The sequence below is a fragment of the Kiloniella sp. genome (genome assembly GCF_965205715.1).
Taxonomy (GTDB): Bacteria; Pseudomonadota; Alphaproteobacteria; order Kiloniellales; family Kiloniellaceae; genus Kiloniella.
Map to the genome: position 1 here is coordinate 1,401,309 of NZ_CBDBHW010000014.1, position 24,527 is coordinate 1,425,835.

Here is a 24,527-nt window from a genome sequence, read left to right on the forward strand (position 1 = left end):
CTTATTTCTGCATATGTTCGATACACTGAACATGTTTATTATTATCGATATCCTTTTGGGCCAAATCTAAGGCCACAGCCAGTAGTAACCGACCTGATTTTGACAACTCTTTTCGATATGCTCTTAATGTCATATTTTCAAATATGATCTCTACACGATCATCCAACCGATCGATTTCAATAACCGCGACATTGTCCAGATCAACAAGGTAAAAGTAAATATCTTCACCTTGCTCAGGTATCCAGTGCAGGCAATAAGCTGTTACCATGTTTGGATAATTTGACCGAAGGCATGATAAAATTCTTTTATCCTCTTTTTGCTCTTTACTCATATTGACGAATAATTTTTTAAATAAGGATCGTATGCTTTTGTCTTTCTTATCCGCATTCGCAAATAAGTGTTGATGCCCCGCCACCAATTCTTCCCTAAGCTTTACTTCTCTCCGACTACCAATCAGCCTCATGCTATTTCCCTTCAGCCAACTTGGCCGTATCGCGGTCAATGAGAGAGCGAACTTTACTGGTTAGGTCGTCGTAATCGGTCTGTTTTTTGCCATAACTGAGATTAAATCCGTAATCAAAATTATCCGGGTTCTTACCCTGGGTATGCTGAAGCAGGGTTTCCAATTTATCCAATGCCTTTGCCAAGCGAGCTTCTTCAGATTTCCCTTGGTCATAATCATCCCAAAGATTCATAACCTTGTCTTTTAAGGTGCTCGGAAGTGTTGAACTCAGTCGCTCCAGATCTCTGCGTTCTTCGATATTCTTGTTCGCGTCAGCGGCTTGATCAACCGCCGGGATATCCCCGTTAATGGCTTCACCCAAATCATGAACAATACAGATCTTCATCAGCTTGAGGATATCCAGATCAGGGTATTCGTCTTCCAGCAACAACGCCATCAAACACAAACGCCAAGTATGTTCGGCCGTACTTTCGGGGCGCCCTGATGCGGTATAACCGCTCCGAAGTGTTGATTTTAAGGGTTCACTGGCACGGAGAAATTCAAGGATGTCTCCAAGATCTTTGGTGTTCATAAATACTCTATTCCTCTGGCAAAGGCTAAAAACAACCTAAAACCTCCTCAAGCCTATGCACAACAAAAAATAGCTACTTATGACCTCTTGGTTTAGAGATAGCGTCTCTCATTTTCTTTGACCTGATCCATCTTCTGCAGGCGGAAAACTTCTTTAACAGATGCGATATTCTTCCCGACCTCATGAGCCCCACCGTGGTGAATGATATTGGCAAAGGCCTCCTGCATGGCCTGGGTAGAGGCCCGTATGGCGTGATTGCCATAGATCAACACCTGGATCTTGCCCAACGCCAGAGCCCGCTGCTCGGTCATCTCCGGATACGACGTTGGCACAATAACAATCGGGATCTTTCCCTGCCAGTTGCGCACAAAACTCTCAATCTCAACCGGGGTATCTTGTTTGGAATGCACCAAGATCATATCCGCGCCAGCCTCTTCATAAGCACTTGCCCGCGCCAACGCCTCGGCTTCACCAAGCCCGGCGATAAGTGCCTCTGTTCGGGCGATAATCAGAAAATCTGAACTGGTCCTGCTATCGATTGCGGCAGAAATCTTGCCCTGAAATTCCTTAACTGGCACCAAGTCCTGCCTGCCGCCTTCCACCAGACTTGTTACTTTGGGAAAGCTTTTGTCTTCGATGACAACTGCGGCGGCTCCTGCCCGTTCATATTCCTTTACCGCATGAATGACGTTGATCGCATTGCCAAACCCAGTATCGATATCTGCGATGATCGGCAAAGAGATCTGTGCCGCCATCGCCCGGGTCATATCCAAGTGCTGGGTCATGGAAATCAGGCTGACATCCGGCAATCCATAAAGCGCGGAGAGTTCAAAACCACTGGCCCAAATCCCATCAAATCCCGCCTCTTCAGCAAGTCTTGCAGAAAGCGGGCTATGAGCGGCCATCACGCGCGCAAGTCCACGCCGCGCGATAACCTCGCGCAGCTGTTTACCTTTAGTCATCCTATTTAGCCTTTTAGTTAGCTGTGTCTTTTAACCTAGTTACTTTTCAGGAAATCTAGAGTTCTAGCTCGACAAAAATCGGTTCATGGTCTGAGCCCTGGGCCTCAACATCCACCGACATCGACTTTATTTTTGGCGCCAGTTCCGGGGTCACAAAGGCGTAATCCAAACGCACACTGCGCACCGGGCGATTTCCCTGAGCACGCTCTGTGCAGGTTGGCTGTTCAAACGAACCGCTTTTGGTGAAGTCCCAGGCATCAACCAAATTATCAAGCTTGCTCATCCGGCCATGTGCGATATCCCAGGGACCAACCAGTAAATCGTATTCAGGATCTAACGGCGTCATATTAAAATCCCCCATAACGATAGCCTGATGTGGCATTGGTGGTGGAGTACCGCTATCAGTCCAATGGCTTGACGCATTATTTCCCGACCAGGATCCGCCCTGTGCCGGGCCATGACGGATGATATCCAACAATGCCATCGCCTGATCAGCGCGCTCTTGCGGCGAACAATGGGAAAAATGGGTTGAAAACACCCGAAGAGGTCCGCTTGAGGTATTGATCACGCCCTCCAAAAGAGAACGCTGCAAACTAAAAGCATCCAATAGACCATGTTTCGGCAGCACATGGTTTCGCGAAGACAAGATCGGGGTTTTCGATAGCAACATATTGCCAAACTGTCGGCGGCGGTGGCGCACATGGCCATTGGGCTCGATCACATCGGCATCAACATCAACCCCGGGACCATAGACCCAGTGATAGGTTGGAAAACGAGACGAGAATTCTGCGACCTGATCGCCCATACCCGTTTCTGGTAAAAAACGTTCAACCTCTTGCAGACAGATTACGTCCGGGGAGCCTATTTCAGCGACAATCCGGTCAAAATTGATCTGCTCATCCTTGCCGATCCCGTATTGAACATTATAGCTGCAAAACTTCATTCTGGTGTTTCCTTAAGGTATTCTCTTTCTTATTTTAGATCACTTTAACAGGCTACAGGCGGAGGCTATTCTGTCACAAGCTCTCTCTAAGTCAGTCGTGGACGTTGCATAGGAAATGCGAATAAACGGTGAGGCCAAAAAGCCACTACCGGGTACCGTCGCAACTCCGGCCTCTTCCAGCAAGTACATTGTTAAGTCACTGTCCGTTTTTATTATTTTCCCTTGCGGTGTCTGTCGGTTCATTAACCCTGAACAATCCGGGAAAACATAAAACGCCCCATCAGGTCGACGGCACGAGATCCCCTCTACTCTGTTCAGCCCATCCACCACGAGATCACGTCGATATTGATAGGTAGATCGAAACGCCTTGATAAAGTCTTGCGATCCCCGCAAAGCCTCCATCGCGGCATATTGCGAGATTGAGCTGGTATGGGACGTTGTTTGACCTTGAAGGGTGTTCATTGCCTTGATCAATTGGGCCGGTCCCGCGCCATACCCAACCCGCCACCCCGTCATGGCATAGGATTTTGACACGCCGTTCACGGTCAAAATCCTATCCCTGAGATCAGGAGCGACCTGGGTCAGCGTGGTAAATTCGACATCCTCATAAACCAGCTTTTCATAGATATCATCAGAGAGAACCCAAACATTTGCATGTTTTCTCAAGACCTCTGCCAAGGCTTCCAACTCTGCCCGGCTATAGACCGCCCCTGTTGGATTGGACGGTGAGTTTAGCATGAGCCATTTTGTTTTAGGGGTAATTGCGGCTTCTAATAAATCAGGGGTTAATTTGAATCCAGTGTCCAATAAACAAGAAACGGGCACAGCAATACCACCGGCCAAATGGACCATATCCGGGTAGGATACCCAACAGGGAGTGGGAAAGAGTACCTCGTCACCTGGGTTCAAAGATACCATCAGGGCGTTAAACAATATCTGCTTGGCACCGCACCCCACGCTTATTTGATCTGTAGAAAAACTTAAACTATTATCCCGCGAAAATTTTTCGACTATGGCTTCGCGTAAAGGTTCAATCCCTGCGACAGCCGTATAACGCGTGTTTCCTGCACGAATGGCTTCAATACCCGCTTCACATATGGGCTCAGGGGTCGGAAAATCGGGTTCTCCCTGGCTCAAGGTTATGATATCTCGCCCCTGCCCCCGAAGAGCAGCCGCCTTTTGAGTCATAGCTTTGGTCAAGGAAGGCTTTACCGATGAAAATCGATCGGAGATGATATTCATATCAAATCTTTCACATTTTAGAATTACGAAACAACCAACTCTGTAATTGCAAAAGCCAACTTCACAATTGCAAAGGAAAGTAACTGATTACATCTAAAATATAAGATTTTTGATTTTGGGTAACAATTTCAAATAAACTAAAGACATTGAAGTTTTTCTTAACTATAAACTAAAGTATGAGAAAATTACCACCGCTCAAAGCCATCAAAATTTTTGAAGCCGCCGCCCGCCACGAAAGCCTTACGCTGGCTGCAGGAGAATTGAATGTTTCCGTTAGTGCGGTCAGTCAGCAGATCCGAATTCTAGAAGCCTATTTTCAAAAGCCCTTGTTCGCAAAACAAGGCCGCGCCTTGAAGCTCACCCCACCCGCGCGTGCTTATCTCGAAGATATCAGGGCATGCCTTGATCGCCTGGCCTTGGCATCAGAACAAATGGCTGGCTCACACAAAAATGCCGCGATAAGGGTAAACACCACCCCCTCATTCGCCATGCGTTGGCTGATCCCCAACCTGCCCTCTTTTCAACGTAAACACCCCCAGACAGAAGTGAACATTGTTACTTCCCCGCTCGATAGCATCGACGATCTCCACAACTCTTTTGATATTGTCATCCGCCGGGATCAAATGGAGCGTACGGGACATGAGTGTCACAAATTTCTTGATGACATCATGATCGCTGTCGCATCGCCCAAATTGCCTGGGATAGAACACATAACCAGCGCCAAATCCCTTAAAAAATCAGGAAAGCTGCTGCATTTAAAGAGCCGGTCAGATGCCTGGGCCCGTTGGCTTAAGAACGCGAACATCTCTGCACCGCAAACCCTGACCGGACAATATTTCGACCACTTCTTCCTCAGCCTGCAAGCCGCCATCAACGGCCTTGGCATTGCCTTGGCTCCCCGCGTGCTCGTATCTGATGACATCGCCCAAGGTCAATTGGTCCAACTCTGTCGAGAACACACCCTGGAGGGTCCAGGGTTTCACTGCCTGTTCAGGGAAGACACTCAGTCGGACAGAACGACAGCGCCGTTCCTGCAATGGCTTATCAATGATGAGGATGAAACGACCACCGGTTAAGACTGCGCATTTCACTCTCGCGTAAACGTCGGGGCTTATTAAGGCGTTACCCTACTGATCGCAGCTTTGCGTCGCTTTTTTCTCACCCAGAAAACCGTGCCCGTTACAAAGAAGAACATAGGGACCAAACCTAGGGCGAGGTAGAGCACGCGGCCGATCGGGCCAAAGTAGGCGCCGTTGTGCAGGGCTACGACGATTTCGGTGAATACCTGGCTCAGCGCAAGGTCCCGACCATCAAGCACCTTGAGGACTTGCCCACAGCTAGGATCAAGCATAACCTTCGTCAGTCCCAGTGGTGAAGATATTTCATTGGAATGGCGAAGGGTTATTTCTACCGGACGGCCTGCACGACGGGGCAGTTTAATGAAGCTTGCTATGGCCTGGGGAAAAGCACTTTCGGCTGCATAAATATACTCTTCGAGCCCGGCCCTGCGCACACAGGTTCGGGATGTCGCATTACCTTGATTTTCAGCAAGACCACCAGCTGATCTGGAAGCCTCTCTTGATACCTCCAGCGGATCGATAAGGTTCTCTCGAAACACCAGCATTGCCCCTGTAAGTGCGAGGAGCATCAGCAAAGGCGAAAGGTAAAGACCAGATACTTTGTGTAGCGAAGACAAAAGCGCGTTGCCCTTTGCCCGGCGAGGTATCCAAAGCGACCTTTTCAAACCCCGTAGGCCTGATCCGCGAACACTTCTCCACCAGACCATAAGGCCGAGTGCGATCAAGACCAAAGAAAAGAGCCCGGAATAGCCGACCAATTGATTGCCCCAAGACTTGAAAAACAGATTGGCATGCAGCTGATAGAGCCACGCCTCAAGCTTGGACTTATGTTGATCAAAAGGTTTAGCCGCACCAGTCGCGGGATCAACATAGAGTTTTTCCAACTGGCGTGTCCCATTGGCCTCACGTCGAAACAAAAATACATAAGGATCCTGGATCCTGCGCGGAAGCAGTACTGAGCGGAGCTCAAAATTATTGTATTGCTTGGACAGCTTGGCTCTGATCTCATCGCTATCGAGTGTTTCAGTATCCAGATCTATGTTCTCGACAACAGGCACTTCTGATTGCCGTATTTCTGCACGAAAAACCAGCAGCGATCCGCTAAGCCCAAGCACCACAAAAATGATCCCCGCGCTTAAAGCCAAAACCAGATGTAACGTTCTCATCTTCCCCACACCTTCTCAGGCCCTAAACTTAATCCACGACGCGTGTATAATACTCTACAAGTCAGCGTTCTAAGCTTTCCAGTAGGAGGAAGGTCAAGCCTTTCTAGGTGGGTAAACTACTTTTGGGAAAGATTGAGAGTTACTCTTTTAGCTCAGCCTTCAAACAAGGCTTAACCAGTTGGCCAACTCTGTGGTTCTATTTTTTTCGAGTAAATCTTCTGGCCGGCTGCCCAGCCGCGCAGCCGCGCTTGCGTCCGTTTCTGCCACCATTAGATCTTCTATCAGGTTTTGGGCTTGCGAAAAAATCCCCCTGCCATCTTTGACATAGTCAGCAATGGCTGGAGCCGATAATTCAGGATGGTATTGCATGCCCCAAAAGTTCACGCCATTTGTATTATAAACCATGGCCTGGACGGGGGAATGGTCGTTACCCGCGATCAACGTCGCGCCATCGGGAAGACGCTGCACTTCATCACGATGCACGCAAGGAACACAATACCCATCACGGCGCCCAGCCATCATGGCATGCGTGCGTCCTTCAGCTGTCAACTTGATATTCTGGGCCAGGCCGATCTCCATGCCCTTGGGCGAAGGCCCGATATCCCCGCCCAACAAGGTCGCCGCTAACTGCAATCCATTGCAAGATCCGATGGTGGGAAGACCTGCGTTAAAGACCAACTCTCCCGCAGCCCGCAAAGCTGCGGCTTCTGGTGCATTAGTTGACCAAGATACGCCCGAACCCGTAAAAACAACCCCGTCGATGCCGATGAGATCATCTTGTGTAAACACCTTGCGATATGGCTCTGCGATGCGGACCACAGTATCCGGCGCATTTGCTTTTAACGCGACTTCATAATGATCAGCCGCAGTCGCTCTTCGCTCAGCACGATTTCGGTCCACGATCTCGGGCGAGTTTGATTCTAGAATAAGTATCGTCCGCATAGTCTGTCCCCATCCCGCATAAAGTTACGCACCATTTTGAGGAAACCATGACAATTTTGATCGGCGCTGTATAGCGAATTTTAAGGGCGAAAAGACATTAATTTCACCTCACAAATAAATCGGATTTACGAGGCAAAAATCAGTCGTAAAAAGGCAAAGAAATGTAGCCTCACCTTCAAGATCAGCTCGGACTTTTACATAAAATAGTTAAATGACCCCCGGCAAAGCCGGGGGCTTAAGCGGGTGAGCCCCTTAAAGGGGCAAATTGGGAACCGCTAAAGCGGTTATGGATTGAATATATCCATTTGGTCAAAGTACTTATCACGCTCTTCTTGCGTTCTGATATACTCCCTCACCATCTGTTCATCGAGCCCTACAGTTGAGACGAAATATCCACGGGCCCAAAAATTTTCACCCTTGAAATTCCGTGCTTTATTTTTGAATTTTCGAGCTATGGCAATCGCGCTTTTTCCTTTTAGGTATCCAACGACTTTTGAAACAGCATGTTTGGGCGGTATGCTGATACACATGTGAATGTGATCCGGCATCAAATGGCCCTCCTCAATCTTACTTTCGCGATGCCCGGCCAGTTCATGGAAAATTTCACCAAGATACTGACGTAGGTTGCCATAGATAACTTTTTGCCTGCGTTTAGGGATGAAAACCACGTGGTATTTACAATCCCATCTCGTATGTGCAAGGCTTTTGTAATCTCTCATCGGCTAATTCCTTTGTTATTTTGGTCAATAAACAAAGAAATGTAAGACCGTGGGAACGGTCAAACCATTGAGAGTCCCCCGGCATAGCCGGGGGTTTACCGGATTAAATTAAACTTTGTTTCGACGACCGAGTAGCCAGATAAAAAACAAACCGCCAACAAGACCGGTGATAATGCCGATTGGAATATCTTCCGGTGCCATGATGGTACGTGCGGCGACATCCGACCAAACCATGAATATCGCGCCGATAAGGGCAGAAGTCGGCAACACGCGCCTGTAATCTCCACCAACCATCATGCGCACGATATGCGGGATCATCAAACCGACAAAGCCAATGATGCCGGAAAAAGCAACCATCACCCCGGTAATAAGCGCCCCGACGATAAAGATCGTGAGCCGAAAATAGGCCACAGGAATACCGAGCGTAGATGCGGTTTCATCCCCGATGGTCATGGCATTGAGATCACCGGATTTAATCCAGAAAAAAAATCCACAAAAGACAAGAATGACAAGAGGATAGATCAGTTGAGACCACTGGGCCAGACCGAGGCCACCGAGCATCCAGAACACCACCGTGTGTGTAGCACGAGGATCGCCCAAAAAGATCAAAACATTTGCAGCAGCCATCACCACAAACGAGACCGCGACACCTGCCAGGATAAGACGATCCGCTGAGGTTGCCGATGCCAGACGTGATACGCCAAGGACCATTGCAGAAGCACAGAGTGCACCCAAAAATGCGAGTAACGGCACAGTTAATAGACCGAGGAATAGACCTGTGTGCAATAACGCAAGGATGGCACCAAAGGCTCCGCCGGAGGAAATGCCCAGCAAATGAGGATCAGCCAAAGGATTGCGGGTTACGGCCTGAAGTGTGGCCCCAACCAAGGCCAAGCCTGCCCCGACAAGCCCCGCCAGAATGGTGCGGGGAAACCGAATATCCCAGACGATGGCTTCACGTCCGACCGACCAGCTTTGATCGATCATTCCCGGTACAACCTTATTCAAGACAATGCCCCATACTGTCTGCATCGGGACCGAAATGGCCCCGATACTGACGGCAACGCAAACAGAGAATAACAGAAAAATTCCTCCGCCCGTAAACAGCAAGACAAGTGATCGGTTCTGTCTTGCTAGGCTTTGACCAGAATGGTCTTGAACTCGGGAATGATACTCTGATGTCCTAACGGCCCCCTTTGATAGAGGCCGCTCCATTTTGCTCATGCTCATCTACTGAGCCTGAAAGGCTGTTGCGAGTTTTTTAACCGCATTGATATTGCGCGGACCTGGTGTCGCCTCAACATATTCCAGCACGACAAAGCGATCATTTTTCACCGCATCGATATCGGCAAAAGCAGGATTACTTTTCATAAACTCAATCTTTTGCTCTGCGGTGACATTGCCATAGTTAACGATCACAACAACCTCTGGATTGCGCTCGACTACGGCTTCCCAACAGACCTTGGCCCAGCTTTTATCAAAATCATCCATGATGTTGATCCCACCCGCGGCTTCAATCATCGCGGTTGGCATCGCATAACGGCCTGCGGTGAAAGGCCTGTCTTCGCCACTGTCATAAACAAAAGCACGAACGGGTTGTTCTGTTACCTTAAGGCTGGATTGAAAAGAAGTGAGGTCGTCTTTGTATTTAGCGACTAGGAGCTCGGCCTTTTCCTGCACGCCAAAAATGGCCCCAAGGTTTAACAGGTCGCTATACATATCCTGCATGGATACTTTTGGTTTGTCGCCGATATGAATGCAAGATTCACTGAGCTCGTAGACCTTAATACCAAAAGGATCCAAGGTTTCCGGTGTGATTTCGCCACCGACTTTCATGCCGTAATTCCAGCCGGCAAAGTAGAAATCGGCATCGGCACCAACCAGAACTTCTTTCGATGGATATTTTGCAGAAAGTTCTGGCAATTGCGCCACGCCATCGCGCATTTTTTCATCCAGGGTTTTCCATCCGGAAATGCCAGTATAGCCGACCATTTTGTCGCGCAGCCCAAGGACCAGCATCATCTCTGTCAGATTGACATCGTTTGATACCGCTGCTTTTGGCGCCGCATCAAAAACCACGTCGCGGTTACAGCTTTGCACCGTGACCGGAAAATCAGAAGCACTCGCCGTTGTGAAGGACAGTCCAAGGCTAAGCCCCAGAGTGGATAGGCCAAAGTAATGTGAAAGGTTACGCATTGCGTTCTCCAATGATAAAATATGGTATTTAAAGATGATAGGTAAAGTGGGATTGACCGCTGGGCTCCAGCCGTTCAATCCGGGTATTAACTTGAAAGGCACGGGACACGAGATCTTCGTTCAACACCGTTGCAGGTGGACCAAAGGCCAGACTGTGCCCCCCGGCCAGAACCAGGACATCGTCGGTGTATGCACTGGCCAGATTGAGATCGTGCAAGCTGGTGATGATGGTCAAACCAAGTCCTGATACCAACGTCAACACTTCAAGTTGGTGCCTGATATCAAGATGATTGGTTGGCTCATCCAGGATGAGAACCTTAGGTTCTTGCGCAAGTGCACGGGCCACCATGACCCGCTGTCTTTCGCCGCCGGAAAGTGTGCCAAAGGAACGGTCGGCAAACCTGAGCAAGTCCAACTTCGAAAGTGCCGATGTAATGATTTCGGCATCTCGGGCACCATTGCTGGATAACCCTCTGCGATGCGGCGTGCGGCCAAGCGCGACGATTTCTCTTACACTCAGAGCAAAGTCTGTGGGCTGTTCCTGAAGCACCGCGGCAATGCGTTGCGCCGCTGACCTTGCCCCCATGGTCTGGATATCTTTGCCACCAACCAGAACCTGACCTGTTCGCGGACGGTAAAAGCGATAGAGCAATCGCAGCAACATTGATTTACCTGCACCATTGGGGCCGACAACCCCAAGAATGCGGCCCGCACCAACCATAAAGCTGGTCTCATGCAAAATCACACCGCCCCCGTTCGCCCCCCAGGAGAGATTACGAGCTTCTAGAGCTATTTTTGTCATATCCCATATTTTCTTATTCAATTAGAATGATATTGCGTTTAATGTTATGTTATAACATAACTACTATTGTCAACTAGCAACAAAATCATCGACCTGAAGAATCAGGCCAAAATACTGGCATACAGTCGCTTTATTAGATTTGAATAAGAGTCGATTTAGATATCGTGTAATAAATTCCATGGCACCCTCCGTGCCCGGGCGAAGAGGGTCGAAAACCGATATGATGTGACGCGAACAAACCTGTCGCCATGTCTATCATCCTTTCCGAGGCACCCCGCCCGGTTTGAGTTAATAACACGATGGCAGGTCTCCTGACTCGTGGATCAAAGCTTCTCTGAACCTTCCCGGATTTTATAAATCCAGTGGCACTCTCAGAGCGGCTAACCACATACAGTTGCGGGGGCAGTCACGGAATTGGCACCTATAAGGTTACACCTTACCGTATTCCCTTTTCATCCCGGATTCAGCTTAGATATCCAGGAACCATCGCGCGGATGTTGGCAAAATTTGGAAATGAGCACAAGCGCAAAACCGACACAGATTGTATAAAAATACGAACAGGCCTGTTTTATTAGTCTTTATTAGCTGTTTGCGAAAAACCTCTGTTTTCCATCCTAGTCAACGATGGTTGAGACGGGTAATCCGTGATCATCATGCCACCGTCAACAACAAGTGTTTGCCCGGTTATAAAAGACGCATCAGAGGACGCAAAAAAACAAACCGCTCCAGCAATTTCCTCAGGTTCGCCCATGCGCCCCAACAAGGACGGAGGGCAGGTCCAATCAGAAGAGCCTGCTCCTTGCGCCTTGGCGGCTTGCTCTGGAGACGTTTCTATCCAACCAGGACTAACACAGTTGACACGAACGCCGAGAGGCGCCGCTTCTGCGGCAAATGACCGGGTTAATGCTTCGACCCCCGCCTTTGCGACACCATAAAGCCCCCAATTACCATGCTGTGAAGCGGTAGAAGATATGTTGATAACAGAGCTGCCAGATGTTTTTGCCAGATATGGCAGGCAATGCGCGGTGACGAGATATGCTGAATTGAAATTAGCACCTTGATAAAAGTTAAGGCGTTCGCTGATCGTAGACGCACTTTCAATTGAGCTGTTGATAAGGCCGCATCCAGCATTATTCACGAGGGTGTGCACCTCACCATACTGCTCAACAACCGATAAGATCGCGGCTTTTACCTGGCTTTCTTCGGTGATATCAGCCTTAAAAAATGCACACCCATAGCCAGAAGACTGAAGCTCTCTAACCGCCTCGCCCCCTCTTTTCTCGTTTCGGGCGATGATCGCAACCCGCGCCCCTTCTTGCGCAAATTTACGGGAAATTCCAAAACCAATTCCAGAGCTTCCCCCTGTCACGATAATTGTCTTCTTTTTAAATCTCATTTCATTACCTTACTCTTATGCTCGAAATCACTGTATCCCTTTTCATCCCGATTACAGCATCGTTATCCGAAAACCTCGCGAAGACATCGGTAAAATTTAGGGATGAATACAAGCTCAAAAGAAGAATGCACTATTCCTGATTTACTTGAATTACGACTACAATTTCAATGGCATCAGATTTCATCAAAGTCGGCTCCTTGGAATTTTTTTTGACCAATCCTCACCCAGCCAAGCCAATCACGTGGTTGATTTCCGCTCCCTCGTTGACGACTTGATAATAGGGACGTGGGGGGTGCAGTTCCACATTCACAGAACGTTCAATCCAATTTTGGTTGTTAAGTTCGCGGAGTGACTTAGATAGAGCACGATCCGTTATTGGATTCAGTTCGCGCTTTAACTCTGAAAAGACTTTTGGCCTGTTCGCCACGGCCAGCAGCGGAACGGTCCACATTTTCCTTAGCAGAATTGCTCCGGTTTCATCTCCCACGGTTGCTTCTATTTTATGAGCGATGGGTGCCAATGTCTGCCCAACCGGTGTCAGGCGAAACTCTGGCCGGAGGGGATGTCCATGCCCTGGGTTGCGTTCCAGAAGACCCAAGCCTTCTAGATGACAAAGTGAATGCACGAAAGCCGTTCGACTGGCACCCGAGGCAGCAAGCAAAGGGGCCTGCCGTCCCGGCACCCCTTCATGCATCAGTGCAAGGACCTTCAGCGACCAGGCTCTCGACGTCAATTTGACAAGTACTTTTATGTCCATATAGTATAGTATATATACTTTTAGAAAAAGGGAAAGCCTAATGCCCGTTATTACACTTGAAAACACAATAACTCTCGCCCTGTCGGTGCGAGACAGGCACACCAGCGCAAAATGGTATGCGGACATTCTCGGGTTTGAGGTCTTATTTCACGCAGATGAAGCAGGATGGAGCGAATTAAAGACGAAAGCCGCCGGCGTGACGCTTGGTTTAGGTGAACAATCAGAACCTTCACCCGGGAATACGGTCCCTGTTTTCGGCGTTGTGGATATCGCAACAGCCCGAAGCGCTTTAGAGGAGGCTAGTGTTAAATTCGATGGTCCGACAGAGACTATCGAGGGAATGGTCAGCACGGCTACATTCTATGATCCGGATGGAAATGCATTGATGATTGCACAGGATCTGTCCGCTGAAGGCTGAATAAAGGGCTCTTCTCCGCTTTGTTGAGTAGAAAAAGATGCCGACCGCCAAGTAACCTGTTGATATGTATGGTTTCTGATAACTTTACATAGAGCAGGTATATGACAATCAACATCTCGCAGCATATTTTAGGCCTCAAAGGGCAACGTGTAAATGAAATTAAACTGGATGACGGCGGTGTTAAGATTGTCATTCACTGCAGCCGAGACGCGCGTAGGAGGGCTATAGACCCTGCTACAGGCCAGAAGGGAAGCATCAACCAGCATGTCCGCCGACAAGTAAACGACATCCCCCTTTTTGGGTATCCTTGTGTGGTCGAGATTGAGCTGGCGCAGGTTTATATTAACAAGGGCGAACGCCGCATTGAGGGGTGTGATTTTGTTGATAAAGGGTGCCGTTTCACTCACCGATTTTGCCGACTGATCAGTGGATTATGTCGGCATATGTCTATTCAAGCGGTTTCCAGACATTTGGATATACGATGGGAAACGGTCAAGAATATCGACAGGGCATACCTTATTGAAACTCTCCCTACGCTTGATCCTGCAGAGCTAACTGGCTTGGAATATATTGGTGTAGATGAAGTTGCCCGGGCGAAAGGTCATGACTACATGACGGTGGTCTACGATATGGTTGGCGGTCATCTGATCTGGGTTGAAGCAGGCCGAACTGCCGAGGTTTTTTCAAGGTTTTTGAAACAACTGCAACCAGATACAGCCTGCAAAATAAAGGCCGTAGCGATGGATATGGGGCCTGCCTACCAAAAGGCTGTCAGAGAGTCCTTGCCGTTGGCCGACATAGTATTTGACCGTTTCCACGTCATGAAAAACTACAGCAAAGCTATCCATAATCAGCGTCGACTTGAGTTCAGAAAGGCCGATCCAAGTGGTAAAGAGTTGATGAAAGGGACACATTATCTGTTGCTCAAAAATGCGGATAAGTTGAGTGAAAAACAAAGTGACAAGCTGCAAAGGTTGCTGGAGAGCAATAGCAACCTGAATGCACTTTACGTCTTGAAAGAACAGCTTCAGCTGCTGTGGAGTGCCGCTTCATTTGAGGCGATGGCGGAGCAACTGGAACGTTGGTGCCTGATAGCAGATCAGTCACAGATGCTCTATCTAAAAAAGTTCGCGAAATCCCTACGGAAACATTGTGTGGGCATCTGCAACTACGCCAAACACAAGCTCACAAGCGCCAGGATAGAGGCTGGTAATGTCAGTATAGGAATGATCCGTAAGCGAGCCAGAGGCATCAAGGATACCGAATACTTCAAACTCAAAATTAGACAATCATCCATTCCAGATAATCAATCTATGCTCTATTTGAAATCCTAAATCTACTCAACAAAGCGGAGAAGTGCCTCCTAAATCTACTCAACAAAGCGGAGAAGTGCCGAATAAAGTTAATTTTTGTGAACTCGTCTTGCTTCTAAAAATCTGAACTTAGATTAGGTGAACCAGTATTATCCCTTTATGGATAGTTGTCTGAGAGTAAACCTCTGACTTATAGGCAGGACCAGAGGGCGGTAGGAGCGACCCGGATATTTCCGGCAATTCGGTTAGCTCGCTTTTGCACATTCTGGCTGGGACGCCCGGCATTTCGGTCCAATGGATTGGGCAAGACCGCCGCAAGACGAGAGGCCTGCCCCCGTGTCATTACTTTCGCGGATCGATTAAAATGGGCCTGTGCGGCGGCCTCGGCGCCATAAATACCATCGCCAAATTCTGCGATATTTAGATAGAGTTCCAAAATCCGACGCTTGGGCAGCAGCGTTTCCAACATCAAGGTCAGCGGAACCTCGAGGGCTTTTCGAACTTTACTGCGCGAGGGCCAGAGAAAAAGGTTCTTGGCCGTCTGCATAGAGATCGTACTCGCCCCGCGCGACGCCGTCCCGTTATGCAACAACTCATCCCAGACAATTCCCATCTGTTTCCAATCGAAACCCGCGTGTTGGCAGAAGCGTTGATCCTCGGAGACCAGAACCGCTTGAACAAGATTTTTAGAGATATCCTCCAGCTCCACAAAGTCGTACTGCATGGGAGTGCTTCTGATCAGCATGAGCCGCGTTGCCAATGGCGGCAGCACCCGATACACAAGGATCGTCGTCACCGGAAAGACCAGCCCGATAAACACACTCGCCCAAATGAGACGACGGAGAAAGATCTTCATCTAATTACGTTTATCCATGTCGATGCCCCTATCAAGTACCTGCCGATAGACTTTTGTTAGACAAATTTTAGTATCTTCTAAGTTTTCTACTGCATGTGTTTTCAACAGTGTATGGGATTTAGTAAGTCACACTACGCGTACTAACGAAATTGTATTTTTGCAACATAATGATGGAATTAGAAGATTATTTAGGCCAGCTTCATCTATAAATTGGGGGGGGATGGATTAGGTCCTCAATGCTAGACAGATCAAATTAGGCGATTTAAGAGAATTCGGAATGATTGGAATAAAAGCACTGGAAAAGAACAAATTAAGAAAGCTTTTGGCTAATCGATTTGCCCAATGTTTTTCTGTTATTGCTCAAATTTGCTTCCCCCTTACTTCGCCAAAAGCAGCAAAGTGAGTTTATCTATCTCAATTCGAGGCGCAACAAAGTTGACACATTTAGTTGCAATTAGATAATCCCTTGCAACTAAATGTAAAAAAATCAAATATGTCCTACTTAATTTAGGGGGACACTTATGTCAGAAGACACTTTTGAGAAATTCAAATTTTCAGGAAATGCAAATGAATGGTTTGGGATTTGGATCGTAAACCTATTACTTAGCATCATGACAATTGGTATTTATTCTGCTTGGGCAAAAGTACGCAGAAGAAAATATTTCGCAAACCATACATATGTTGCAGATCGAAATTTTGATTACCACGCAACAGGAAAACAAATTCTAATTGGTCGTTTAATCATAATTGGCGTTTATATACTCTTTAACATCGTGCTAATTGCGGCTCCGACCATTGGTGTTCAGCGACAATAACCTTGGCCGGTTGCGACAACCACCTTGGCCGGTGGATCTGATCATTAAAAAGGGCGTGCCCGTTTGATAATCAGATCCACCGGCCAAGGCTTAATTTGGTGTTAGTTACAAGCTGCTGTGAGTTGATAAATTAGGAACCTCTAGATGTAATTGGAGGAACCTGTTTGCCGTATAAATTTATCACAGATGAACAACTGAGACTTTACATGACAGATAGAAAAACTCATGGTCAACGAACCGCCGCTGCCCGCGCAGGGTTTAGCGAACGCACGGCCCGCCGATTTGACGTTGATGCGACTTTACCGTCACAACGCAATATAAAGCGAGGGCGAACAGTTTCTGATCCGCTTGAAGATATCTGGGATAAGGACATCCTTCCCATTTTGGATAAAGACAACTCGGTCAAACCCATTACTTTGTTGCGCCACATACAGAGCCTCTATCCGCTCCGTTTTCCCGATGACCGTGTCAAGCGCACGTTAGAGCGCCGAGTTCGGGGATGGCGGGCTCTGAATGGCCCTGAAAAGGATATCATTTTCAGGCAAACACCTGAGCCGGGTTACATGGGCCAATCAGATTTCACGGATGCAGCCGACTTAAGTATTACCATTGCAGGAGATCCTTTGGTGCATCGGCTCTATCATTTTGTTCTGGTATATAGCCGATGGGAACATGTTGGGGTCGTACTTGGCGGTGAGAGTTTTACAGCCCTTGCGGAGAACTTACAAAATGCGCTTTGGTCCTTGGGGGGCGCTCCTGAAAACCACCGGACCGACAGCCTGTCTGCGGCCTTTCGGAATTTGAGCGTTGAGGAAAAGGAGGACATTACCAAACGTTATTCTGCTTTTGTTGAGCACTACGGTATGGAGGCCAGTCGAAATAACAGAGGGGAATCACACGAGAACGGTGCCATTGAATCTCACCACGGTCACCTTAAGACTGCGATAAAGCAGGCCCTGATTTTGCGTGGCAGTAATGACTTTGACACTTTGGATGAGTATCGGCGATTTTTGGACGAGCTGATTGCTAGACGGAACAAACATCGTGACCAAGATATCCAAACAGAGTTGAAATCTCTCAAGGCGTTACCTCCTCGGCGAACAACAGATTACACTGAAGTCGTGTCGAGAGTTACCAAAACAAGTGGTTTTTTAGTTAAGCAGGTTTTTTATAGCGCCCCTTCTCGCCTAATTGGTCAACGCTTGCGTGTCCATATTTACGATAACCGGATAGAAGCCTATCTAGGCAGCACTCATGTCGTCAGCCATTCTCGTGAGCGGGGGCACGGCAAAGGCCCCCGCATTCATGTTATCAATTATCATCACGTCATTCATGCTCTCAAACGTAAACCTCAGGCACTCGCCAATTCTATTTATCGTGACAGTATTTTTCCAAGAACCGAGTACTCCCTGGCCTGGACATTGTTTCAGAAAAAGTTGTCCCGCAGAGATGCGTGTCGTCAGATGGTTGGGATACTTTTCCTTGCGCACGAAGAGGCTTGTGAGGCCGAAGTCGCGCACCTGATTTCGAGAGAAATCAATGCAGGAAGGCTACCTTGCGCAAAAAAACTTAAGCTGAATATCACAAAAAAGAACACGGATTTACCTCCTGATATTCCCGTGGTTCAACCTTCATTATCAGTCTTTGATACTCTGTTGGAGGATCGGGCATGACAAACATTGAAGTGGATCAGCACAAGCTGCCTCTTATGCTAACTGACTTACGATTACCCAGCTTTCACAAACACTGGCAAGATATCGCAATCCAATCCGACAAGGAGGGCTGGTCAGCAGCCAGGTTCCTTGCCGTTTTGGCCGAATATGAATTGGCCGAAAGGGACACGCGACGCATTCAACGCCATCTCAACGCATCAAACCTGCTGGGCGGAAAAACTCTGGCCACTTTTAACTTCAAGCGGCTGCCTAACGTGAAAAAGGCGCAGGTCGAAGCCTTGTCTGCCGGTGACTGGATTGACGCAAGAGCAAATCTGATTGCCATTGGAAATTCAGGGGGAGGAAAAACTCATCTCCTATGCGCCGTAGGTTATGCTCTTATAGAGGCTGGATACCGTGTGCTCTATACGCAAACCAGTGATCTGGTGCAAAAACTCCAGGCTGCCAGACGTGAACTTATGCTCGAAAACGCCCTCGCAAAACTCGATAAATTTGATCTCATCATTCTCGATGATATTACCTATGCACAAAGGGATATATCTGAAACATCCGTGCTCTTTGAATTGATCGCCAGACGATATGAGTACCGAAGTATTGCAATTGCTGCCAATCAACCTTTTAGCGGATGGGACAATATTTTTCAAGATAAGGCCATGACCGTTGCAGCAATCGATCGTCTTGTTCACCACTCAACCATTCTTGAGATGAATATCGACAGCTACAGACAATGGGAAGCCGCCCAAAATCTCAAAAAAATGTTGCGGAAAACCACAAACAAAAAGGTGAAAAATATGCCTGAAGCATCGTAAATAAACGTCAGATCACAGCCGCATCAAAAGCGGCCAAGGTGGTTGACGCAACCGGACAAAGTGGTTGACGCTCTACAAATGTTCAACGCTCGCATGACAAGTTATTCGAATGTACGATTTAACTTCATCGGTACAGGAATAAAAGCATTCCTTATCTTTTTCATCTATCCAATTCTAACCCTCCTAACAGCCTATACTACGGTCCCATTTTTAAGCCGTGCCAATCAAAAATTTATTATCAATAACTACCGTTTGGGCACAGCAGAGTTCCACTTCGACAGCTCAGTTGGGCCATTCTATATAGCATTTCTGATTTCTCTTGCATGGATCGTGGTTGTTGGTGGCCTGAGTATCACTATCACTGGGTTCAATTTCTTGGAGTTTGCCCATGCGATGGAAAATCTTGAACACGATCCAACAGGCGCAATGTCCCTTATTGGTATGTTTTACCTGTTATTCTTCGTTGCACTCATGCCTGCGGCAATGATTTACTTCGCCATGATCCGCAACATAGTTTTCAATGCAACAACACTAACAGGCGGTCACAGGTTCAACTCTACCGTTTCACCAGGTATGTTACTTTGGCTGGCTTTGTCCAATTTCGTAGTCGTACTATGTACCGTGGGCTTGATGATCCCCTGGGCCCAAGTGCGTATGTCAAAATATCTTGCTGAAAATACAGCCTTAATCCCAGCAGGTTCACTAGATGATTTCATTGGCACACAGCAATCAGAAACATCTGCCTTTGGTGATGCATTCACAGATTTGGAAAGTATCGACGTTGGTCTCCCAATTTAAACCAATGACAGAACACCACACAAACCAATGCCCTGCTTTAAACGGCAGGGCATACCCGGCGTTGCAATCAAACCGTATACCTGCAACGATCTTATCACGGTTTCCACAACAATCCGAAACGGTCAAACAAGGTGATCTCGTATTAGACATTGTTGATAAACAGGGCACTGTGATTACCTGCGCATGCTTATCCGAAGTTTCAATCGACCCACCACTGGGTTCTGCGCCACGGCGCATGACCTTTCCTGACGGCACTCTATTTGAAACTGATGACCATGAAGGCGTTCATGCTTTCACCGGGGAAACGCGCGGTTCGATCCTTCACGAATTAGAACAATTTCGCCCCCGATTAATTGCTCTAGTCTTATCATGTATCCTCGCTATTTGGGTTTTATGGCGTTTTGGATTGGATATTATAGTTACAGCAGCCATAGCCTTAACCCCCCCAGTGGTTGTGGCACAAATTGATAGCGGAACGCTCAGCACTATCGATTTAACGATGGCAGAGAAAACACAGCTAGAAAATACAGAACAAAACAAAGTACGGGAAATTTTTGATCGTCTGTTAGCCCAAATAGATAAAGATGAGATTGCCACATCAGATTTCAAACTTCTTTTCCGTAGCATGCCAGAAGTCGGTCCAAACGCATTTGCTTTGCCAAACGGCACAATCGTGATCACGGATGAATTTGTTGACCAATTTGATGAAGAAGATGTCCTGGCTGGCGTTTTGGGCCATGAAATGGGTCATGTAATCGAAAAACATGGATTACGTCAAACATACCGATCACTCAGCATATATATCCTAGTCGCATTCTTAGCAGGCGAAACGGGGCCTTTTATCGAAGATCTACTTCTTGAGGGAAACCTGATTATGTCCCTTGCTTATTCACGAGAGCATGAAAGCTCTGCCGATCAATTTGGGTTGCGACTGGTTCAAGATGCAGGATTTGATCCTGCAGGTTTAAAAAAATTCTTCATATGGATGTCAGAGCGCGAAGGCGAACCACCGCAATGGCTATCCACACATCCATCCAGTGTTGAACGCATTAAAGATATAGATGCTTTTATTCAAACACGATAATAGGGCCTAAGGATTATGAACAAATTCTGCAACCTTAAGGTGGAGTTCCAAAATCCGGCGCTTGGGTAACAGCTTTTCCAGTCAAAACCCGCGTGTTCACAAAAGCGTTGATCTTCGGAAACCAGAAGCGCTTGAAAAAGATTTGAAGAGATTTTCGAACCACCATGCGCGGCGTAGCCAGGCATGGTAGTACCCGATACTAGGCAGATTAAACTAGGCTTTAGGAGAATTCCAAATGAGTGGAATAAAATGCTGTGTATGCGGTTGGCCCGGGTTAGAAGAAGATCCAGCACCTATGTATGATAATCATGATATCTGTTGCTGTTGTGGAACACAATTTGGCCTTGAAGTGCGAAGTGTCGGCGATATTGCCGGAGTAAGACGTGAGTGGCTAGAAGAAGGGGCGCCGTGGTTTTATGATGATGATGATGAAAATGATCCTGCTGATGATGATGAAACCACGAAAGAACCTAACAATTGGAATAAAAGCGCTGCAGAAGAGCAAATTAAGAAAGCCTTTGGCTAATCGCTTTGTCTAATTGCCGTCCAACAACGTTAATATTTTTGTACAATTTTCAATTTGCCCATCGCAACAATCCGCGAGCATAAAACCAACCAGCGAATTCATGGTATGCAGGTTTGCCGCGTAGTGGATTTCACGGTGATGTCGGGTTGACTGTACCAGATCGGCACGTTTAAGGACGGCCAGATGCCCTGACAGGGTTGAAGGTAAAATGTTTAATTGCCGGGATATTTCCCCGACCGGAAGCCCGCTTGGAGCCTCGCGTACCAGCATCTTATATATCGACATCCGGGAGTCATGAGCAAAAGCCGCGAAGGCTTCAATAGCGAGTCTTTGATTCATAATTCGTTATCGCCCGAAATGAGGAGACTTGACAAGAGAATAACCAAAACACTATATATTTCGATATTACGGCAAATATCGAAATGAGGATTATATTTTGACTGACACACCGAACATAAATAACGAAGCCTTTGCCAAAATTGACCCGAGCCAACTCTTTCCACCCGTAAGAAGTACGCATGCTCCCAAAATATTATTGCTTCATGGATCCCTCAGAGAACGCTCTTTCAGTAGATTAATGAACGAGGAAGCGGCCAGGGTATTAACAGGGCTCGGCGCCGAAACTCGAAGTTTTAACCCCTCTGGATTGCCATTGGTCGATGATATTGATGCCTCTTCATCTCACCACAAAGTGCAAGAACTGCACGAATTGGTGAACTGGTCCGAAGGTATGGTCTGGTGCTCACCTGAGAGACATGGCGCGATGACAGGCATTATGAAAACCCAAATCGATTGGATCCCCTTATCCCTTGGGGCGATAAGACCGACACAGGGAAAAACACTGGCCGTCATGCAAGTCAGTGGCGGTTCGCAAAGTTTCAACACCGTGAACCAATTACGCATTCTTGGTCGGTGGATGCGTCTTTTAACCATCCCGAACCAGTCTTCCACGCCAAAGGCATTCCAGGAATTTGATGACCAAAGGCGGATGAAGCCATCCTCTAATTACAATCGCATGGTCGATGTGATGGAAGAGCTGGTTAAGTTCACCCTACTGACACGCGATAGCAAAGATATCCTGGTGGATCGTTATAGTGAGCGCAATGAAAGCGGACCGGATCTGATAAAACGGGTCAATCAAAAGTCATCATGATGAGCCATACCAGTGAACAACAGCTTTGCCCCCCGGCCCTAAACGATATCGAGAACAGTCGTTCTTGTGTGGTTCAGTCCACCATCATTTACATCTCCACAGCCATTTCAACACCGGAGTTTAGGGTATGATACGCAAATTGATGGCAGAATGGCTGGGCACATTTTCCCTGTTAGCCACGGTTATCGGCTCAGGCATTATGGCCGAGCGCCTTGCCGACGGAAATGTGGCCATTGCCCTTTTGGGAAACACCATTCCGACCGGGGCTATCCTGGTTGTGATCATCTTGGTATTCGGGCCAATTTCCGGGGCTCATTTCAATCCCGCGGTGACGCTTTCTTTCGCCATACGCAAAGAGATCTCTGTACCAAATTCCGTCCTTTATATTTTCTCTCAAATCCTTGGCGGCATTTGTGGCGTCTTGGTTGCCCACGTGATGTTTGACAATGCCTTGATTGATCCCTCGACAACCGTGCGCAGCGGGATGGGACAATGGGTGGGTGAGTTTGTAGCTACTTTTGGATTGGTTGGCACTCTTCTTGGCTGCTTGAAAAGTCGCGTAGAGGCCATCCCCTACGCTGTCGGCCTCTATATTACTGCGGCCTACTGGTTCACGTCCTCGACGTCATTTGCCAACCCTGCAGTGACCATCGCCCGTGGGTTTTCCAATACCTTTGCAGGCATCGACCCCGCCAGCATTTTGGCGTTTGTAGCTGTCCAACTCACCGCAGCCTGCCTTGCGACCCTTTTTTTCAACTGGTTGCTTGATGAGGAAAACCAAGCCAGTACATTTTAGCAGGGAGTTCAAAAAATACTTCGGCGTATCTCCCAAAAATGCACGCGCCTGGGGATAGCAACCGTTACAGAAAGAGCCGTCCTCAAGGGAAAGACCAATCCGATAAACGGTGGTTTATAGGATTGTCTAAAACCACCGTTTATACTAGGAACTAAAGAAGAGAGAATTTGTTTCAGTGCCAGTTCCTAGTTGAATTTCTTTGTCTATTGATGTTGCAACAAAGCCGAGAAAAATGGATGCCTCCCCCAATCAGTGTCCAAGCAACTGGCTGAGGAACATCTTGGTCCGGGCGTTGTGCGGGTTATTGAAGAACTCGTTTGGTTCGTTCTCTTCGATGATTTGTCCTTGGTCCATAAAAATGACCCTGTTGGCGACTTGGCGAGCGAACCCCATTTCGTGGGTAACGCAGATCATGGTCATGCCTTCTTCAGCAAGGTTAATCATGGTGTCCAGGACCTCCTTGATCATTTCGGGATCAAGAGCGGATGTGGGCTCGTCAAACAGCATCATACGCGGTTTCATGCAGAGCGACCTTGCAATCGCCACACGTTGCTGTTGACCACCCGAGAGTTGGCCGGGATATTTATTGGCCTGCTCTGGAATTTTCACTTTCTCCAGAAAATGCATCGCGGTGTCGATGGCTTCCTGTTGGGGAACTTTGCGCACCCAAATCGGAGCTAGGGTACAGTTTTCCAGTATGGTTAAGTGGGGGAAGAGATTGAAATGCTGGAAACACATCCCGACTTCTGAACGAACCTTATCGATATTTTTAAGATCCGATGTCAGCTCTATGCCATCCACAACAATTTGACCTGACTGGTGTTCTTCAAGGCGATTGATGCATCGGATCAATGTTGATTTACCCGATCCTGAAGGACCACAGATTACGATGCGTTCACCAGCATTAACCGTTAGGTTGATATCGCGAAGAACATGAAAATCACCGTACCACTTATTCATATCTGAGATCTGAATGGTGACCTCGTCAGAGACCTGCATGCTGGTTGGGTTGGCAGAGAGAGTTGCGTCTTGTGTCATCATAGCTATG

28 protein-coding genes and 1 riboswitch are annotated in these 24,527 nt (G+C 47.7%); of the genes, 11 read left to right on the forward strand and 17 right to left on the reverse strand.

Annotation, left to right across the window (positions count from 1 at the left end):
* Position 1: 1 nt before the first annotated feature.
* The 5 genes from ACOGW3_RS23740 to ACOGW3_RS23760 all read right to left on the reverse strand — a co-directional run bounded on the left by ACOGW3_RS23740 (position 2) and on the right by ACOGW3_RS23760 (position 4,181).
* A complete protein-coding gene (locus ACOGW3_RS23740) occupies positions 2 to 463 on the reverse strand; it encodes a hypothetical protein (protein WP_419905208.1) in 462 nt (153 codons plus the stop codon).
* 1 nt (position 464) lies between these two features.
* Complete coding sequence (locus ACOGW3_RS23745) at positions 465 to 1,034, reverse strand: HD domain-containing protein (RefSeq protein ID WP_419905209.1); 570 nt, start codon at positions 1,032 to 1,034, stop codon at positions 465 to 467.
* Positions 1,035 to 1,126: 92 nt separating this feature from the next.
* The gene (locus tag ACOGW3_RS23750) at positions 1,127 to 1,996 is read right to left on the reverse strand and encodes a phosphonopyruvate hydrolase (protein WP_419905210.1); all 870 of its coding nucleotides are present in this window, start codon (positions 1,994 to 1,996) and stop codon (positions 1,127 to 1,129) included.
* A gap of 55 nt (positions 1,997 to 2,051) precedes the next feature.
* Entirely contained in the window at positions 2,052 to 2,939 is an 888-nt protein-coding gene (locus ACOGW3_RS23755) for an endonuclease/exonuclease/phosphatase family protein (RefSeq protein WP_419905211.1), read from the reverse strand.
* A gap of 39 nt (positions 2,940 to 2,978) precedes the next feature.
* On the reverse strand, positions 2,979 to 4,181 hold the full coding sequence (locus ACOGW3_RS23760; protein WP_419905212.1) for a pyridoxal phosphate-dependent aminotransferase: 1,203 nt from the start codon (positions 4,179 to 4,181) through the stop codon (positions 2,979 to 2,981).
* 176 nt (positions 4,182 to 4,357) lie between these two features.
* Here ACOGW3_RS23760 and ACOGW3_RS23765 point away from each other — a divergent pair, with 176 nt between their 5' ends.
* The gene (locus ACOGW3_RS23765) at positions 4,358 to 5,257 is read left to right on the forward strand and encodes a LysR substrate-binding domain-containing protein (RefSeq protein ID WP_419905213.1); all 900 of its coding nucleotides are present in this window, start codon (positions 4,358 to 4,360) and stop codon (positions 5,255 to 5,257) included.
* 38 nt (positions 5,258 to 5,295) lie between these two features.
* On the opposite strand, the gene ACOGW3_RS23770 is transcribed toward ACOGW3_RS23765, so the two are convergent.
* From ACOGW3_RS23770 to ACOGW3_RS23805, 8 genes are all read right to left on the reverse strand, one after another.
* Entirely contained in the window at positions 5,296 to 6,426 is a 1,131-nt protein-coding gene (locus tag ACOGW3_RS23770; RefSeq protein WP_419905214.1) for a PepSY-associated TM helix domain-containing protein, read from the reverse strand.
* Positions 6,427 to 6,585: 159 nt separating this feature from the next.
* Positions 6,586 to 7,326 carry a type 1 glutamine amidotransferase gene (locus ACOGW3_RS23775; protein ID WP_419905215.1) on the reverse strand — a complete coding sequence of 247 codons (741 nt, stop codon included), beginning with the start codon at positions 7,324 to 7,326 and terminating at the stop codon, positions 6,586 to 6,588.
* Between the two features lie 326 nt (positions 7,327 to 7,652).
* The gene (tnpA, locus tag ACOGW3_RS23780; RefSeq protein ID WP_419901154.1) at positions 7,653 to 8,087 is read right to left on the reverse strand and encodes an IS200/IS605 family transposase; all 435 of its coding nucleotides are present in this window, start codon (positions 8,085 to 8,087) and stop codon (positions 7,653 to 7,655) included.
* A 108-nt stretch (positions 8,088 to 8,195) separates the two neighbouring features.
* A complete protein-coding gene (locus ACOGW3_RS23785) occupies positions 8,196 to 9,197 on the reverse strand; it encodes a FecCD family ABC transporter permease (RefSeq protein ID WP_419905981.1) in 1,002 nt (333 codons plus the stop codon).
* Positions 9,198 to 9,317: 120 nt separating this feature from the next.
* Positions 9,318 to 10,283, reverse strand: a complete 966-nt coding sequence (locus ACOGW3_RS23790; RefSeq protein ID WP_419905216.1) for an ABC transporter substrate-binding protein — start codon at positions 10,281 to 10,283, stop codon at positions 9,318 to 9,320.
* A 28-nt stretch (positions 10,284 to 10,311) separates the two neighbouring features.
* Positions 10,312 to 11,085, reverse strand: a complete 774-nt coding sequence (locus tag ACOGW3_RS23795) for an ABC transporter ATP-binding protein (RefSeq protein ID WP_419905217.1) — start codon at positions 11,083 to 11,085, stop codon at positions 10,312 to 10,314.
* A gap of 283 nt (positions 11,086 to 11,368) precedes the next feature.
* A riboswitch (cobalamin riboswitch) is annotated at positions 11,369 to 11,588 on the reverse strand.
* A gap of 68 nt (positions 11,589 to 11,656) precedes the next feature.
* On the reverse strand, positions 11,657 to 12,481 hold the full coding sequence (locus ACOGW3_RS23800; protein WP_419905218.1) for an SDR family NAD(P)-dependent oxidoreductase: 825 nt from the start codon (positions 12,479 to 12,481) through the stop codon (positions 11,657 to 11,659).
* 220 nt (positions 12,482 to 12,701) lie between these two features.
* Entirely contained in the window at positions 12,702 to 13,304 is a 603-nt protein-coding gene (locus tag ACOGW3_RS23805) for a winged helix-turn-helix transcriptional regulator (protein ID WP_419905219.1), read from the reverse strand.
* Between ACOGW3_RS23805 and ACOGW3_RS23810 the strand changes: the two genes are divergently transcribed.
* Positions 13,279 to 13,656, forward strand: a complete 378-nt coding sequence (locus tag ACOGW3_RS23810; RefSeq protein WP_419905220.1) for a VOC family protein — start codon at positions 13,279 to 13,281, stop codon at positions 13,654 to 13,656. The two genes, ACOGW3_RS23805 and ACOGW3_RS23810, sit on opposite strands and share 26 nt — an antisense overlap.
* Here the strand turns inward: ACOGW3_RS23810 and ACOGW3_RS23815 are convergent.
* Positions 13,592 to 13,771, reverse strand: a complete 180-nt coding sequence (locus tag ACOGW3_RS23815; RefSeq protein ID WP_419905221.1) for a hypothetical protein — start codon at positions 13,769 to 13,771, stop codon at positions 13,592 to 13,594. The genes ACOGW3_RS23810 and ACOGW3_RS23815 overlap by 65 nt on opposite strands.
* On the opposite strand from ACOGW3_RS23815, the gene ACOGW3_RS23820 reads away from it, so the two are divergent.
* Complete coding sequence (locus ACOGW3_RS23820) at positions 13,758 to 14,990, forward strand: ISL3 family transposase (protein WP_419901077.1); 1,233 nt, start codon at positions 13,758 to 13,760, stop codon at positions 14,988 to 14,990. The two genes, ACOGW3_RS23815 and ACOGW3_RS23820, sit on opposite strands and share 14 nt — an antisense overlap.
* A 169-nt stretch (positions 14,991 to 15,159) precedes the next feature.
* Here ACOGW3_RS23820 and mtgA read toward each other — a convergent pair whose 3' ends face one another.
* Positions 15,160 to 15,825: a monofunctional biosynthetic peptidoglycan transglycosylase gene (gene mtgA, locus ACOGW3_RS23825; protein WP_419905222.1), complete on the reverse strand. Its 666-nt coding sequence runs from the start codon at positions 15,823 to 15,825 to the stop codon at positions 15,160 to 15,162.
* A gap of 521 nt (positions 15,826 to 16,346) precedes the next feature.
* On the opposite strand from mtgA, the gene ACOGW3_RS23830 reads away from it, so the two are divergent.
* From ACOGW3_RS23830 to ACOGW3_RS23855, 6 genes are all read left to right on the forward strand, one after another.
* Entirely contained in the window at positions 16,347 to 16,640 is a 294-nt protein-coding gene (locus ACOGW3_RS23830) for a DUF898 family protein (protein WP_419905223.1), read from the forward strand.
* Between the two features lie 164 nt (positions 16,641 to 16,804).
* Positions 16,805 to 18,313 (forward strand): IS21 family transposase, encoded by a 1,509-nt coding sequence (gene istA, locus ACOGW3_RS23835; RefSeq protein ID WP_419901087.1) that lies wholly within the window; start codon positions 16,805 to 16,807, stop codon positions 18,311 to 18,313.
* Positions 18,310 to 19,122 (forward strand): IS21-like element helper ATPase IstB, encoded by an 813-nt coding sequence (gene istB, locus ACOGW3_RS23840; protein ID WP_419901088.1) that lies wholly within the window; start codon positions 18,310 to 18,312, stop codon positions 19,120 to 19,122. The genes istA and istB overlap by 4 nt, the downstream gene beginning before the upstream one ends.
* A 60-nt stretch (positions 19,123 to 19,182) precedes the next feature.
* Positions 19,183 to 19,920 carry a YjgN family protein gene (locus ACOGW3_RS23845; RefSeq protein WP_419905224.1) on the forward strand — a complete coding sequence of 246 codons (738 nt, stop codon included), beginning with the start codon at positions 19,183 to 19,185 and terminating at the stop codon, positions 19,918 to 19,920.
* Positions 19,829 to 21,004 (forward strand): M48 family metallopeptidase, encoded by a 1,176-nt coding sequence (locus tag ACOGW3_RS23850; RefSeq protein ID WP_419905225.1) that lies wholly within the window; start codon positions 19,829 to 19,831, stop codon positions 21,002 to 21,004. Before ACOGW3_RS23845 ends, ACOGW3_RS23850 begins: the two co-directional genes overlap by 92 nt.
* Positions 21,005 to 21,239: 235 nt before the next feature.
* Positions 21,240 to 21,530, forward strand: a complete 291-nt coding sequence (locus tag ACOGW3_RS23855; RefSeq protein WP_419905226.1) for a hypothetical protein — start codon at positions 21,240 to 21,242, stop codon at positions 21,528 to 21,530.
* A gap of 9 nt (positions 21,531 to 21,539) precedes the next feature.
* Here ACOGW3_RS23855 and ACOGW3_RS23860 read toward each other — a convergent pair whose 3' ends face one another.
* A complete protein-coding gene (locus tag ACOGW3_RS23860) occupies positions 21,540 to 21,869 on the reverse strand; it encodes an ArsR/SmtB family transcription factor (protein WP_419905227.1) in 330 nt (109 codons plus the stop codon).
* 97 nt (positions 21,870 to 21,966) lie between these two features.
* Here ACOGW3_RS23860 and arsH point away from each other — a divergent pair, with 97 nt between their 5' ends.
* Both arsH and ACOGW3_RS23870 read left to right on the forward strand, forming a co-directional pair.
* Positions 21,967 to 22,683, forward strand: a complete 717-nt coding sequence (gene arsH / locus ACOGW3_RS23865; protein WP_419905228.1) for an arsenical resistance protein ArsH — start codon at positions 21,967 to 21,969, stop codon at positions 22,681 to 22,683.
* 127 nt (positions 22,684 to 22,810) lie between these two features.
* The gene (locus tag ACOGW3_RS23870; protein ID WP_419905229.1) at positions 22,811 to 23,479 is read left to right on the forward strand and encodes an aquaporin; all 669 of its coding nucleotides are present in this window, start codon (positions 22,811 to 22,813) and stop codon (positions 23,477 to 23,479) included.
* Between the two features lie 249 nt (positions 23,480 to 23,728).
* On the opposite strand, the gene ACOGW3_RS23875 is transcribed toward ACOGW3_RS23870, so the two are convergent.
* The gene (locus ACOGW3_RS23875; protein WP_419905982.1) at positions 23,729 to 24,517 is read right to left on the reverse strand and encodes an amino acid ABC transporter ATP-binding protein; all 789 of its coding nucleotides are present in this window, start codon (positions 24,515 to 24,517) and stop codon (positions 23,729 to 23,731) included.
* Positions 24,518 to 24,527: the final 10 nt, after the last annotated feature.